Consider the following 15,362-nt stretch of genomic DNA (forward strand, 5'->3'; position numbering starts at 1 on the left):
TTACGATAAATTATACTCGCTTAACGATGTGTCCAGTATTAGTGGTAGGGATCACATACTCCGATCAATGCCCTCACTGAGGTAAGCGATGTTGTTATATTGAGCATACTGCTTTTTCTCATACCAATTATAGGCCAGTAGAATTAAAACTATTGGTATAGCAATTAAGCTAATTTTTTTAATTTTTTCCATACGCCCCCTAAGGAGTAAATTTTTTACAGTTCAAGCATATACCGGTAAAGACTATTACTTGATTTAATCAACAAAGCATCATTTTCTTTATCAATAAATACACTCTGACCAAGCTCTTCTCGCACTGTTGTATCTTTTCCAATCAGACGAACGAAAGGCGTCCATTTTTTATTCTGGCGCTTATAGATGTATACCATTCCCCTTCGAAAATCGGGTGTATCGACAGCCCCCTTGGCACAGTTACCAACAACAAGCCAGTGACGACTAACAGCAAGCGAATCACCAAAGGAGGAGTTGGGTCTATCGGCGATTTCAACGTCTGGCGCCAATGTATCTGTCTGTCGCCACTTTCCCTGCTCTAAGACAAACCGGTAAACCTCTCCAAGGTGAGCGGAGCCTCCTCTTGGATTGCCAATAAACATTTCGTTATCCATGATAACCATGGACTCCCCGAGAACTTCAAAATTCTCTCTTTTTTCACGCCTGGCAAAATAATTATCCACAATTAGCGTTTGCGTCGGCTGCCAAAACTGACCATCAAAATGAAAAACATAGGCTTTCTCACGCCAACTGACTACCGCCCAGTCGCCGGACACGGCAACATTGTTACAGCCAGCTTCAAATTTTCGCCCCCATTGCCACTGTGAATCAATTAAAAAATAACTATATATACCTCCTAAACTGTTACAAACTAAAGCGCGATCACCTTGCGCCGCGACCCCCAAACCAAAACTTGCATCTGTTGTGGCATCGCTCGCCAACAGTGCAGCCGCCTCTACCCAAGCTCCCGCAACGTACTGATAGATGCTAACCTCACCAGAAGATGAGACTCTTTCGGCGCGCTCTAGTGCCGCCCTTAAATCTTTCATCTCTCGATAATTGAAATCAGGGAAATCTTCCCGAAGCTTATCTAATCTCTTAACGCCTGGCATATCAACAGGAAAACCCTCAACTGATAAATAGCCTTTTTTAAATAAAGCTTCTCTAATAACCTCAACGTTTTGTGTGCGTCGCAGCCCCCCCGAAAAGTATTTTTTTCGCAAGGGCCCTATGCCCGAGCGACGAGGAAACCCCTTTATAGCAACATTACCGCTTGGACTTATAGAGTATTCATCGGACAACAACGATTCTGTCGTTTTTTCATTTTCATCATCAACAACCTCAGGGAGGGCGTCAATCTCAACTATCGGGATATCGGCCCAAGGATCATGTGGCCCAGCTCGATCGATCGCGACTTTTTTTGCTATCTCTGGGCTCATCTCACCCCAGATAAAATCGCCATCTTCTTGAAAACCATAAGGCCCTCTCCGCCACTTATAGGAGTGCTCACCAATTTCAACCAGCCTGTGATGAGCCGTATAAGTGATCTCAATACCTGTGCGGGTATTGCTGTAGATTAAACGTGATTCTTTATCAAATCCGTTCTGGGTGTAGACTCCGTTAAGTTTATCCCATTTATAATTTTTAAGCTCAAAGGATGACTTACCGTAACCCTGCAAAATAGATCTTGACTTTTTATTTTCGCCAACACTATGATACAACCACGAAAAATCTATTGCCGTATTTTCTGTTATCCCATAATACTCTTCAAAGTGAGCAATAAATTTTTTGGCTCGTTTCAAGTTTTCTGGATCACCTTGCTCTGCACGATATCGAAACAACACTAGCGCCCGTTCCATTAGTTTGCCTGGCTCGACTGGGTTTACTTTTCCCGCCACGATTTGCGCCATAACTCTATCTTGCTCGTTAATCACCGACGGTGTTACTGGGTCGGCATAAAACAGTAAATATGGATAAACACCAGGAAAATCGCTCAACACTTTATCCAACAGGTTATTCGCCAGGCTGTTTAACTCAGTGCTATTTTTGCCCTTTACGAAAAGTGCTAATGCTTCTCTATTTTTGTTATATTTTTTATTTCTCTTCAGCATACTATGGCTGCGTTCTAACTGTTCACTCTCGGCTCTAATCAAGTCGACATAACTATAAATCTGCGCTTGCGCTAGCTCTTCGTAAACAGCCTCTCCTTGTATATCTTGCAGTTTAGATACCTGTTGTTTTTTCTTATTAACCGCGTAATTACTGCTATCCAGCACAAAGCGAAAACGTCTTGTAAAGCTCGCCTCATCTACACGATCTACTGCGTCAGCGGCTAGAAACATCAAGCGATCATGCTCGTTAACCTCATCCTCTTCAAAAAGATCCATTGGGCCTTCGCCATCAGCTCCAGGTATTTGATCTACCGCCCAAGACAACATCTGCTCCCCCAAAGCACAGAGCCCTACCTCGGGTCGACACAAGCTATAACCGAGCATAACCCGAGGCTTTAAATAATCCTCATCTAAAAAAACACTCGACGCAAATCCATCGACAGCGATCCTCATTCGAGACCGGCGCCGCTCGGGCGACTGGCTTGCAGTTTCGGGATAGAACCCCACTGAGGGCAAGTCAGTGGCATAGAGAACATCCATGCCACTGGCCGCAACGGCTAAGTTCATATTCAGCATTGCCTCACGATTGTGCCCGACTTTGTAGTAAGCTTGATACCACGACCGCTTCTGAGCAATGCTATAACGACCATTTCGCGGCGGGGAAAAGCGAATTTTATATCCCGGCTGGTGATATTTTAAACGAAGATATTCAAGTACCTGAACTGTCGTATCAAGGTCTAAAGCTCCGATAGGCTTTGAGTAAGGTCTATTGAAGATATGATCCAATTTGTAATAAGTCGCTTTAAACGCTTTATCTGATTCGTCTAAAAAACAATTATCTACGAGAGATTTTCGTATTTTCTCTCTTTCATTTTCATCAACACGCGAACCAAGATAACTCTCAAGACTTTCTTTACGCTTGATGGCCTGAGCTGAATAAGAAATCTCGGAATCGGTTCCACCTAGTACATCGATATATAGTTTTTTTGCTCGTGCGTCTCCTGGCTCGTCATCAAGCATAAGTGAAAGCGAAAGTTTGGCAGCGTAATTCATCGGGTTATATTCAAGCGCTTGTTCAAGCAACCTTACGGTCGCATCAACTTGATTTCTCACCTGTCGTTTAGCGAGTTCAGTATAAAATCTATCAGCAATGTTATGTGTTCCATTACGAACGGATTCTCTCTCCACTACGCCCTGTAGATCGGCTGCCTGGAATAACAGATCGCGGGATTTACTCTGATTTTCGGCGGTTACCTCCACGACTACTGGCGAGATAGATGCGACAATAGTTTCGTTGATTAGACTATAAACATTGGCCCAATCATGACCCTTTAAAACAAACAATTCTCGACCGTTCTCAATTGAATCGATATAAAGATAAACCGTTATTAAGAGTCCTAGACCTTTGGCTTCGGCTCGGTACACGCCGTGAACAGTCCAATCGGCTTGCTCTCGCAAGGAGGACCGATCTTCTTCTGTATGCTGCAACTTCCGCAAACCTTCTTCAAGTACTAACGGCATAACATGTGTTCTTGCCAGAACCCGATAACTCTCATCGTTAACTAAACGCTCTATTAGGCTCTCACTTAAATCACGCCCTTTGGCTAGATTCGTATCTTCTACTGTTATATCAAAAAAGTGGCCAATGGCGATTTTTCGCTGTGCCGGCTCAGACTCTTTTGTGCCTCTCTGATATCTAACCGTAGACGCTTGTGTTTGCACAAAAGTCGAGGCTTTCCGCACAGCCTGCTTCAAAGTGGCGATCGTAAACGGGAAGCGCGCAGCGCTCATCACCTCGCCTGTGCTATTGTCTAGAAGCTTTAAGGTATAAGATTTACCTTCGTCACCAGACAATAGCGAGCCGACTAAAGAGTAATCTGAAAGCGGTAATTTCATCAACGCTTGCTGGTTTTCCAGTGACTGGCTGCCTGCAAACTGTGTCGTTTTTTCACGAAACAATGCTGCAATGAAGGAACGATCAAGCAACTCGACCTGAGAACTTAAGCCCAATTCGATCAACAGCAAAGACGTGATCAGCTCTGAGAGTTCAGTTCCATCGCTATTTTTCTGGCTGTATAGCGTAGCGTCCAATGGGTATAGCGCAATGCGAGGCACGAACGTCACCTCAGAAGAGGAGCTCCTAGGGGCGACTAACACCGGCGGCGCCGGCTCGGAAATGGGAGTGGGGGTGGGAGTAGGCTCAGCCACTACCGTAGGCGTGGATTGCTGCGCCGCTGCCGGGCTCCCGCTTGGCTCAGTCAGGCTGAGGGTCGACAACCAGCCGGCCAGCTGCAGCCCGATAACAACCGCCAGTAACAAAATCAATACATTAGTGATCTTGAAGGCTGACTTTTTATTATTTTGTTTCACTCTCAGCAACCCTGTTTTAGATATTATGTCTTACAACCCTACCAGCTTAGGTAGCAGGCGCTCCGCGATTTTAGCCGACGCACTTTGCAGTGCACTTTTCGCGGCTATCATTTCGCTGACGTCGATCTCTACTTCTACTTGTCTATCCACTGCAATCACGCGGTTAGTAGCTTGGTCTATCGCTTTGATCTCCAGCCGCGCCTTCACACCAACAATTTCGCCCTTGCGAGTCGCTATCTCGGTAAAACCTTCGCCACGAATTAAAATATCAGCACTTTTTGCCTTTGCAGAGCTAGCATCAATCACCTCAAAACCAGAGTCCATACTGTAAAAAATCATCTCAGTTTCGGCAGCGGGATCTACGGCCGCTCGATTAATATGTTGCTCGCGAATTGAAATCGCCAAAGTGGGCCTCTCTCGGTCTCCGAGTTTTTTCTTAAGTTCGGCCAAACGATCGTTCCGGCTCACGGGCTTCGCCAACAACGTGTCCGCGTTACTGGTAATAACCTTGGCGACTTGACTGGAGAGATCCCCGGTCAAACTAAGAACGCTATCGCTCACACCTCCTTCAACCGATGCACCCAAAACCCGACTGGTTTCAGTGCCAATTATTTTGGCGACAATTATTAGATTATCTTCAATTTCAAAAACAGTACCGGCAACAATGATTTTTGCGCCTGTCAACTGTCCCACCTGAATCGCCTGTTGCGGGTTCACCATACCGGACAAACTAAGCACCGCCTCGTCTTCAAGCTTGCTAAGCTCCTCGCGATCCACCAATGCTATATTTGGGTTCATAACCAGCTTTGCAAATAAAATGGATCCAATTTTCTCTCCCATTCCCGATACCGCACGGCCTTTCTCGGAAAAGTCAAAAATGGCAACTGGGTGGGGTGCCCCCGCGGTATCGGCAAAGCTCAATGACGCAGAAGCGCACAGGCAAAGTGCCAACAAGAGGTTAAACACAACCTTCATAATTTTCTCCTAGAGAGTCAAAGCTATAAGCTGGCATTCGCCAGCAAACGCGCCAATACGATTTGCGGAATTGGAGATTCATCGATACGTTCGATTAACGGGACGGTGCATACAATCATGCGCCCACCCGATCCGGCATAGTCCAACTGCAACCAGCTCCAGCCTGTTGGTGATGCGTGTATCACCTCAACCTCTGCCCCATAGTCGCTATAGGCAAGATTAAGTCTATAAGTTAGCGTAGAGGTCGATTCGGGCCAAGTCAGGCCGTGTAGCAACGACAAAGGAAAAGAGTCGGACAATGACACCGCCGTAGGCAAACGCGTAAAATCGAGCGGATCATATAGCGGAAACGTCCCTGATGCAGGCTGAAGGATAACAACCGTCCGTCCGGTACTGGCAAGCTCGAGCAAAACCGGTGTAAGACCTCTGATTTTATCTAAAGCGAGGCCAGTTCCTATAACGACAAGCCCCGGAGAAGCCGCATTAAGAAGTTGCGATTTAGAGATTTGGTTGTGGGGAAGTTTCAGCGATTTAAAGGCTTTTGCGGTGTCCTGACTCGGGTCAAACAGTTGAATCTCGCTCGATTCAAGCACTTGTCTATCGGCCCACAGCACATCTTGCCCGTATATACTTAAGGCGACTTTTGTCTGAGCAATAGGGCCGGCGCTACCTTTTCCGAAGACAACCACTGATAGCTGCCCACCCACGACGGCGCTAGGTGTGAGGTTCGGGGCAACCAAAGTTAGCTGCACTATACCCAAACCATCACTATCCAGCTCAGCGTGATCCTGCCCTTTTGACAAGATCCGCCCTTTAGCGGCCAACTCCCAATGAATTGATACCTGCGCATTTGCCCGCCCAAGTAACGAAAATTCGTACTCTGTTGGCTTGCCGCCAAACAGTGCCGACCATGCATTGGCATTGCTTATAGTCAATGCGAGGGCATGAGAGGGTATCCACACAACAAATAGCAATAGGATCTTCCAATGAACCATTTTCACCTTCCAGTGGCTGAGGAACTATATTAGTATAGTCATACTTATTCGCAGCAGCGACTCAAGAATGAGCGGCGGGGCTACCTAAGTTATTATTTCCAAACTACCGATAAGCATTGACTATAATGCACTGCTTTTTGAACCACAAGTAATAGAGTACATAGACTGCCGTGTGGTAACTCTCCCAAATTCACGCGACATACACTGTGCGTTACAACCATACCTCTTCAAGGCGGGCAAAACTCCACCATGAAGGAAGCTCACCCTCTTTTATTTCTCTCCACAAGATATCGCAACAGACTTATTGTTAATTTCAGCATCAATGGCTTGCATGATCGACAACTCGGGGGCCGTGCTATCTAACACAAGCTCCCATACCATCACGCCGCCGAGATTGTTATCGAGCGCAAAGCGAGTTTTTTTAGCGATTGTGGGCAGGCCATTATAGTAATCGGTTTTACCTTTATAAATGACACTGTCGACACAGGCGTGGCTTGGATCATCGGCCACTACCTCACGATAACTGCGCCAGCTGGGGCGCGCATAAATGGGCAACCCAAGCACGGCCTTTTGCGGGTCTACACCTCGTTCAGCCAGCCAGTAATCGGTGGAGCGCTCGACCAAGTTATAGGGCGAGTGATCATCCGGGCGATCATCGTAGGCCATAAGGTTAATCCAATCGAAGGCGGCCAATGCGCGATCGCTATAAGCGCTGGCATCCCCATCGTCAGTAACTTTGGTTCTGGTGCCGATGACGGCAGCGGTTAGCTTTTTGTCAACCTCGTGCAATGCATTGCTAAGCTCGACAATAAATCGTTCGTAATCAGCCTCTCCTTTAAGGCGAGGATACTCCCAATCCATGTCGACGCCATCAAAGTTAAATCGTTCAACCATCGCAACAATATTGCGAATAAAGGTTAACCTCGCCACATCATCCGCAGCGATTCTTTCATACACCAAGTCGTGGCCACGATCATCGCCGCGCCAACCGCCGAACGATATAAACACCTTTTTTTGCTGAGCGTGAGCCAGGCGTACCGTTTGCTGTAGCAGCGGCTCGTTGATCGCTTGAATGTTGCCGCTGGCATCATCGGTTGGGTTGGCAAACGCAATATTAATATGGGTGTTAAACGGTAGCTGAGCTTTTACCGCATTTAGGTAGTTATCGGCGCTTAAGCTAACGTAGCCGATGACCTTAAAATCATTTTCGGCAGGCGTGGGCGTTTGCGCACACGCGACCACAAACACGGTTATTAACAACCACGCGCTGCGCATAAATTTTTGTAACAGCATTACTTGATCCTCTTACGCACCGTGATCATGGTGCCTGACTAAACCTTTTGGGCTGAGAGTTCACTTTATAGCACAACCGCCACGGCACCCAGCCCCAAACTAGACTTTTGCACAAGGTTTAACTAAACCTAACGAATAAACAAACAAAACTAAGCCTCGACACAAATCAGAAAGGACTCCCATTGCGCCTCCCCCGTTTCAGCCTATGCCTTTTATGCCGCCAAAACGCCGACCAGATTCTCTGCGCCGGATGCGCCGCGCATTTAAAGACACTAATCATTGGCGAGCACCAATGCCGCCAATGCGCGTTACCGCTGGATACCGATATTGAATACTGCGGCGAGTGCCTTGCAACGCCCCCGGCGTTTGATCGTATTGTTGCGCCCTGCCGTTACGGGCACCCGCTGGATTATTTAATCGGCCGCGCCAAACACCACCACTGTTTAGGCAGCGCACGAGTACTGAGCGCGTTAATGGCAGGCTATGTTCAGCAGTACTATCGCGTACTACCACAGCGAGAATGGCCCACTAAAGTTGTCGCGGTGCCGCTGCACTGGCGGCGGCACATCAGCCGTGGTTTTAATCAAACCCATCCACTCGCCCGCGCCGGCGCTCGCGCCATTGGCTTACCTCTAAGCCGAAAACTACTGAAACGCACCCGCGCCACCGAACCGCAACAAGGCTTAACCCGCCGCCAACGGTTACAAAACTTACACGGAGCATTTGTCGCCCGCGACTTAAAAGGCCAACGCGTTGCCTTGGTCGATGACGTTGTCACGACCACCACAACCGCCCGCGAGATCAGCAAAGTACTGCGCCGCGCCGGCGCCGCCGAAGTGCATATTTGGGCGTTGGCAAGAACGCCAGCGAATGGTTGATGTTAGGCGCCGCCGAGGCGGGCTGGGTTTATATGCCCGTATCGCCACGCCCGGCGACCGAGGGCAAACAAATTGAAGATTTAACCAAGGTAAGTCGGATAACTAACAAACACCAAGGAAGCGCTTACTTAGCGCCAGTGCGGCAATTAACGGAAACTGCGCGTACCCGAAAGCCAACCCCCACCAACCACAAAACGTGTGAACCCCCAGCAAACCCCGTACAATACCCCGCCACAACCACCCACTACCCTAGGGGGCCCGTATGAGCGAATCAGCCGAGCACACCTCACACCCGTACGAAGCCTTAACCCCCGACTTGGTTATGGACGCGGTAGAGAGCTTAGATTACACCTGCGATGCCCGCGTGTTTGCCTTAAACAGCTACGAAAACCGCGTGTATCAAGTGGGGATCGACGAGAGCGCGCCCATTATTGCCAAGTTTTATCGGCCGGCGCGCTGGACGGATGCACAGATTCTTGAAGAACACAGCTTCTCGGCCAATTTGCACGATTTGGGCGTGTCCGTGGTGCCGCCGATTGTGGACGATAATGGCGAGAGTTTATTTGAGTTTCAGGGGTTTCGGTTCTCGCTGTATAAGCGCCAGGGTGGGCACGCGCCTACACTGGATAACTTTGATCATCTGCTAAGTTTGGGCCGCGCGCTGGGGCGTATTCATGCGCTGGGCCAGGTGACACCGTTTGAGCACCGTCCCACACTTAATACCGCAACCTTTGCCGAGGCGAGCTTTAACTTTTTGCTGGATAACGAGTTTATCCCACGCTCTTTACTGGAGGCGTACACCACGCTGGGGCGAGATTTAATTGCCCGCTGCCACGAAATTTTTGCCCAAGTGGAGTACACGAGTATTCGCTTGCACGGCGATTGCCACCCAGGCAATATTTTGTGGCGCGACGATGTGCCTCATTTTGTGGATTTTGACGATGCCCGCAACGGCCCGGCGGTACAGGATTTGTGGATGTTGCTATCGGGCGATCGCGCCCAGCAGACGGCGCAGATATCCGAAGTGCTAGAGGGCTACCGCGAGTTTTGCGACTTTAACAGCGCCGAGCTGCTGCTGATTGAGGCGCTGCGAACCCTGCGCATCATGCATTACAGCGGCTGGCTGGCTAAGCGCTGGCAGGACCCGGCCTTTCCGCACAGCTTTCCGTGGTTTAATACCGAGCGGTATTGGGCCGAGCATATTTTAGAGCTGCGTGAACAGCTGGCCGCCATCAACGAGCCGGCACTAGAGATTTATTAGGTTAATATCGCCATAATAGGTACATTGACCGCGTCACCCAGGAGCTACCATGTCAATCGATACGGCCACCTCAAGCGCCGACCCTGTATGGGACGAAATTCGCCAACGCGCCTTTGAGCAAGCGAGCCGCGAGCCGATGCTCGCCAGCTTTTTGTACGCCACTATTTTAAATCACGACTCGCTCGAAGATGCGCTGAGCTTTCATCTGGCCAATAAACTCGACAGCCCCGCGCTGCCGGCCATCTCGGTGCGCGAGGTGATTGATCAGGCACTGGCGGACGACTCAAGCATCGGTGCTGCGGTACGCGCCGATATTCAGGCCATTAACGAGCGCGACTCGGCCTGCTGCTCGCTCACCACGCCGTTTTTATTTTTTAAAGGTTTTCATGCACTGCAGGCATACCGCGTCGCCCACTGGTTGTGGCAACGCGAGCGCTACGCCATGGCACTGTTTTTACAAAATCGCATCTCGGTGGTCTTTGCGGTGGATATTCACCCCGCTGCCGTTATCGGCCGCGGTATTATGCTCGATCATGGCACGGGGATTGTGATTGGCGAAACCGCCGTGGTGGAAGATGACGTATCGATTATGCAATCGGTCACCCTGGGCGGCACCGGCAAAGAGTCCGGCGACCGGCACCCCAAGGTGCGCAGCGGTGTATTGATTAGCGCCGGCGCGAAGATTTTGGGTAATATTGAGATTGGCCGCTGCGCCAAAGTCGGCGCCGGCAGCGTGGTATTAAAGCCCGTACCGCCGCGCACTACCGTTGCCGGCGTGCCCGCCAAAGTCGTCGGCAGCGCCGATTGCGACCACCCCTCACGTGCCATGAATCACTCGCTGGACGGGTAAACCATCCGGCGACGCTTTGCAATTGTTCACCCTTTGACCCGACAATCTGATGTATATTTGGCATTGCTTTCACCTATAAACAAGGCGACACCGGTGAACACCACCACTAACAATAAGGAATGCCACATATGCCTACTCTTTTACAGCACAGCAAACTCCCCTTAGCGCTCGCAGTTGCGTCTCTACTAACGGGGGCCACCGCTTACGCTAATCCCAACGTCGATAGCGAACAGTGGGTCGATTTATTTAACGGTAAAAACCTCGATGGCTGGACCATCAAAATTCAGGGCTCGCCGCTGGGCGAAAACACCTTAGACACGTTTCAGGTGGAAGACGGCTTACTGAAAGTACGCTACGACAACTATAAATCGTTTCCTGCCGAGCACGCGGGCTTTGGCCATATTTTTTACGCTGAGCGCGAGTTCTCGCATTACATTTTAGAGGTTGAGTACCGCTTTGTGGGCGAGCAAGTGACCGATGGCCCCGCTTGGGCGTACCGCAACAATGGCATGATGTATCACGCACAAAGCCCGCAGTCGATGGCACTGGATCAGGATTTTCCGCTCAGTGTGGAGTACCAACTGCTAGGCGGTAACGGCACCGATGAGCGCTCGACCGCCAACCTTTGTACCCCGGCGACACAGGTGGTGATGGATGGCAAGCTGCGCAAAGACCATTGCATCAACTCCTCTAGTAAAACCTACCACGGCGATCAGTGGGTTACCGTACGACTAGAAGTTCACGGCAGCGAGCTGGCGATTCACAGCGTAAACGGTGAACAAGTCATGCAGTACACAGATTTACAGCTAGACGATGGCACTGCTCGCGACAGCGGTTATATCGCCCTGCAAGCCGAGTCGAATCCGGCCGATTTTCGGCGTGTGCGACTGCTAAACTTAGAAGGCTGCATGGATAAAAAAGCCAGCAATTACCGTTCGTACTTTATTAAAAATGACAGCGACGCCTGCGAATACTCCAACTAATCACATCGCTAACGGCCTATCTAGGCGCAACAAATAGCCCCGAAAAAAACTAAAAAGCCGCCCACTGGGGGCGGCTTTTTAGTGCAACAATCGCTAACGTTAATGCCCTTCTGGCGCCTCCGCACCGTCAAGGTTACTCAAAAACGCCACCAGATCCCGCAACTGGGCTTTATCCAACAGTAAACCCATAGGCGGCATACCGGAGGGCGAATTGGTTTGCTTGGCAATATCGGCGCGCGCAACTTTCACTGACTTGCCATCGTTGGTTTCAATGGTTAGCTCAGAGTCCGACTCAGCGGCAAACAAACCTTCAACGTTAGTGCCGTCGGTTAAGGTCACACTGATGCGGCCAAACCCTGGGGCGATACGGCCACCCGGATCAACCATTGCCTGCAACAATTGCTCGTCGCTTAACTGCTGGCCGATGTGCGTTAGCTCTGGCCCCACGCGATTACCGCGCGTACCCACCACGTGACAGCGCACACACTGGGCGGTACTGCTATAGCGAAAAATATTGCGGCCTTCTTCGGCATCACCACCGGCAAGGGACTCGGCGTAAACCTGCATCGGATCGTCGCGATCTTTACCGGCCTCATATTCTTTTACTAATTGCTTCAGCGAATCTTTACCCGAATTTTCGGCGGCATTGATTAGCTCTAATTTTACGGCGGGCGCAATATCACCGGCGATCAATTTTTGCATTTGATCCGCCAGCACCGTTTCAGCCTCGGGCGCTTTGATTTGCGCCAGTGATTTTAGCGCGGCCTGCTGCTCCGTCACCGAGCCTTGCGCCAACAAAATAGTGTGCATATCCACTTGGGTGGACACCGGAATGTCCAGTGTGGGCACCATACCCAGAGCCGTCATTCGCACTTTTACGGCATCGTCTTCCAGCGCTTGGTAAATGGCTTTTTGTATATCGGCGTAGTCGAGCTTTTGCAAATTAACAAGCGCGGTATTGCGAACATCTGCCGAATCATCGTCACTGAGAATGTCGTTTAAGCGGGTCGCCGCATCGGCGTACACCAAGGCGCCCAGCGCATTCACGCTGGCTTCACGCACATTGGCGTCGGCGTCTTTGAGCAACATAGGGTAAACATCGGCGAGCGCCGCTTTGGCGTCATCGCCATTGCCGGTACGCTCGCCACGATAACGACCACTTACCCGGTCAAAGACCGATGGTTCCGCCCAGTTTGCCAGTGCAGCAACCGCTTCGGCCCGCATCGCCGCCGGCGCTTTGGTATCGGCGGCGTAATCGGCCAAGCGCTTAGCCGCTGGCGCATCGGCGACAAACGCGTTGGCGTTAATCACCCGGCGCAGCAATGGCTCGTTGCTAAACTTAGTCGTGCCCAAAAGTTTTGCCAATGCCGGCAAGGCGTCGTCGACAAATAAATCATCGTTAATGGCACGCGCCGCGTTGGTCACCACAAATTGGCTGTCATCATTTAAAAAGTCGGCCAGCGCCGGGCTTTTAAGTTGGCGCAATGCCACTACCGCCGCAACGCGCACGGCCTCGGATGGGTCATCCGCGAGGGCTGCCAATGCCTCGACATCGCCAATGCGAGCCAAAGCAATAGCGCCGCCTTGGCGTAAATACACGTCTTTATCATTGTTTGCTTTAAGCATGGCGACGATCGGTGCCGTGGCATCACTATTGCCTAGCCGCCCCAACGCTTGCGCGGCAAAAAAGCGGACGCGGGCATTGTCGTGCTGCAAATTGGCAAGCAACGCCTGCAGGGCGGGTTGATAAGCCGCATCGCCGATAACTTTGGCCGCTTGCGCGCGAATTTCCGGGTCGGCATCGTCCAGCAACGCAAGCAGCGGCTCGGCGGCATCAACGCTCTCGCGTGCGATCTGCCCCAAGCCCCAAATAGCATGAATGCGGGCAAGCTGCTCATCACTGTCGAGCGCGGCCGTCAGTGTCGCCCGCTGGTTGCGATCCACCAGCTCAAATTGCGCATTAGAGCGCACCCGCATATCGGCGTGGCCCAGCAGCTTAGTAAGGGTTGCTAGCTCAAGCTGGCTAAAGTCAGAAGTAAGCCATTTAGCGGTATCGGTGCGAGCCTCAGAGCCCTTGGTTTCAGGGGTATCCAGTTTCCAAATCCGGCCCTTACCGTTGCGGCCCCAGCCTTCGATCCAGTCACTGGTGTAAAGCGCACCCTCTGGGCCAACATCCAGACCAGTGCTTTGTACGCCGCGCATCACAGATTCGTCAGTCGCCAACTCAAAACCGGCGCCATCGGGCTCGAGGGTAAAAGCGTTAATACCCGAGCGCGGCGCCGAGCCGGTGTATTGCACAATAAAAAAGTGATCGACCCAACGCTCGCTCAGCGCGGTGCCGGGGTTGTAAAGCATGCCGGTGGGGCCCGCGTGGTAAGCGGCAATAGGCGGCAATATGTGAGCGGCTTGCCCCGCAAAGCGCGGCTTGTAAAACTCTTCGTCCATCCAGACTTTATAGGTGTTGTTTTTCGGATCGGTGTATTTACCAAACTGCCAGTTGATGCGCCAGCCAGAATCCGAACCGTCAACCAGATAAACCACCCGCTCAGACTCGCCGGGGTGGTCGCCGTCGTTATCAACGCTAATCAGGTTACCGTACTTATCAAAGGTAAATTCATGGGTGTTGCGTACCCCGTGAGCAAACACCTCAAAGTTGCTGCCATCCGGATCGCTGCGCACCACTACCCCCTGGTTGGGGTACGGGTACTCATTACCATCGACGTCGGTAATGTGTGAGCCAATATCGCCAATACCGTAATAAATGCGGCCATCGGGGCCCTTGGTAATACCGGACATGCCGTGCCCACTAAAGCCGACGTGAACGCCAAAACCATCCGAGATGGCAAGCTTCTCATCGACGACGCCATCGTTATCGGTGTCTTTTACCCGCCAGGCATTAGGTGCTACCGCTAAAAATAAATCGTCGGTGTGGTTATCGTAGTAAATACCACCGAGCACATCGGTGATCTCGGTATTAAAATCTTCTAAAAACGTTTGCGCACGATCGGCGCGGCCATCGCCGGTGGTGTCGCTCACCTGCAGCACTTGCTCTTTAACCACCGCCAAGTCCTGCCAATCGTGAACGCCGTCTTCGTTGCGGTCGGGCACGTCTTTTTCGGTCAGGTTTTTATCGGCGGCAAAGGTTTTGTGCAAAAACTCGCGGCGATCTTCATTGGTCTCCATAGCGATGGAGTCCGTCAACCAATGCGGGTAAGGGCGAATATCAAACTCAGAATTATTACTGCGCCGGGTGATGGCCACCCAGGCCCGGCCTTTGTTATCCATGCTCAAGGCAACCGGGTCGGCCATTAGGTCTTCCGACGCCCACAAGTGCATATCCACGCCGTCGGCTAAATCAAGGCTCACCTGCGCGCTAATACGCTTGGCCCGGGCGGCCATCTCGGCATCGGTCATGGCAATGGCTTTAACCGGCTGGCCAGTACGCTCTTGCACTGAGGCATCTTTTGCCGGTAGGTCTACATCCACAGCGCCAGGCGCAACGGCAGACTCGTCTTGGGAGCAGCCAGCCAAAGCAATAGCGGCGGCGAGCGCGGTTAAACGAAACAGGGTGGCGTAACGGGTTACTTTCTGAGTTTTAGGCATAGGGCTCACAGTTATCATTATGGTCTTGAGG

General features: G+C 51.0%; 9 protein-coding genes. 4 read left to right on the forward strand and 5 right to left on the reverse strand.

The features are described from left to right. Positions 1-215 precede the first annotated feature (215 nt). The 4 genes from AACY82_RS16260 to AACY82_RS16275 all read right to left on the reverse strand — a co-directional run bounded on the left by AACY82_RS16260 (position 216) and on the right by AACY82_RS16275 (position 7,756). Positions 216-4,493, reverse strand: a complete 4,278-nt coding sequence (locus AACY82_RS16260; RefSeq protein ID WP_339617900.1) for a hypothetical protein — start codon at positions 4,491-4,493, stop codon at positions 216-218. A gap of 30 nt (positions 4,494-4,523) precedes the next feature. After that, on the reverse strand, positions 4,524-5,468 hold the full coding sequence (locus AACY82_RS16265; protein ID WP_339617901.1) for a CsgG/HfaB family protein: 945 nt from the start codon (positions 5,466-5,468) through the stop codon (positions 4,524-4,526). 23 nt (positions 5,469-5,491) lie between these two features. Further along, on the reverse strand, positions 5,492-6,463 hold the full coding sequence (locus AACY82_RS16270) for a hypothetical protein (protein WP_339617902.1): 972 nt from the start codon (positions 6,461-6,463) through the stop codon (positions 5,492-5,494). Between the two features lie 270 nt (positions 6,464-6,733). Continuing rightward, positions 6,734-7,756, reverse strand: coding sequence for a glycosyl hydrolase family 18 protein (locus AACY82_RS16275; protein WP_339617903.1), 1,023 nt, complete (start codon positions 7,754-7,756; stop codon positions 6,734-6,736). 182 nt (positions 7,757-7,938) lie between these two features. Between AACY82_RS16275 and AACY82_RS16280 the strand changes: the two genes are divergently transcribed. The 4 genes from AACY82_RS16280 to AACY82_RS16295 all read left to right on the forward strand — a co-directional run bounded on the left by AACY82_RS16280 (position 7,939) and on the right by AACY82_RS16295 (position 11,728). Further along, complete coding sequence (locus tag AACY82_RS16280) at positions 7,939-8,634, forward strand: double zinc ribbon domain-containing protein (RefSeq protein ID WP_339617904.1); 696 nt, start codon at positions 7,939-7,941, stop codon at positions 8,632-8,634. Positions 8,635-8,896: 262 nt separating this feature from the next. Next, entirely contained in the window at positions 8,897-9,895 is a 999-nt protein-coding gene (locus tag AACY82_RS16285; protein ID WP_339617905.1) for a serine/threonine protein kinase, read from the forward strand. A 49-nt stretch (positions 9,896-9,944) separates the two neighbouring features. Continuing rightward, entirely contained in the window at positions 9,945-10,745 is an 801-nt protein-coding gene (gene cysE / locus AACY82_RS16290; RefSeq protein WP_339617906.1) for a serine O-acetyltransferase, read from the forward strand. A 128-nt stretch (positions 10,746-10,873) separates the two neighbouring features. Next, positions 10,874-11,728, forward strand: a complete 855-nt coding sequence (locus AACY82_RS16295; protein ID WP_339617907.1) for a DUF1080 domain-containing protein — start codon at positions 10,874-10,876, stop codon at positions 11,726-11,728. Positions 11,729-11,827: 99 nt separating this feature from the next. On the opposite strand, the gene AACY82_RS16300 is transcribed toward AACY82_RS16295, so the two are convergent. Further along, complete coding sequence (locus AACY82_RS16300) at positions 11,828-15,331, reverse strand: HEAT repeat domain-containing protein (protein ID WP_339617908.1); 3,504 nt, start codon at positions 15,329-15,331, stop codon at positions 11,828-11,830. Positions 15,332-15,362 lie beyond the last annotated feature (31 nt).

The sequence above is a fragment of the uncultured Gilvimarinus sp. genome (assembly GCF_963972205.1).
GTDB classification, from domain to species: domain Bacteria; phylum Pseudomonadota; class Gammaproteobacteria; order Pseudomonadales; family Cellvibrionaceae; genus Gilvimarinus; species Gilvimarinus japonicus.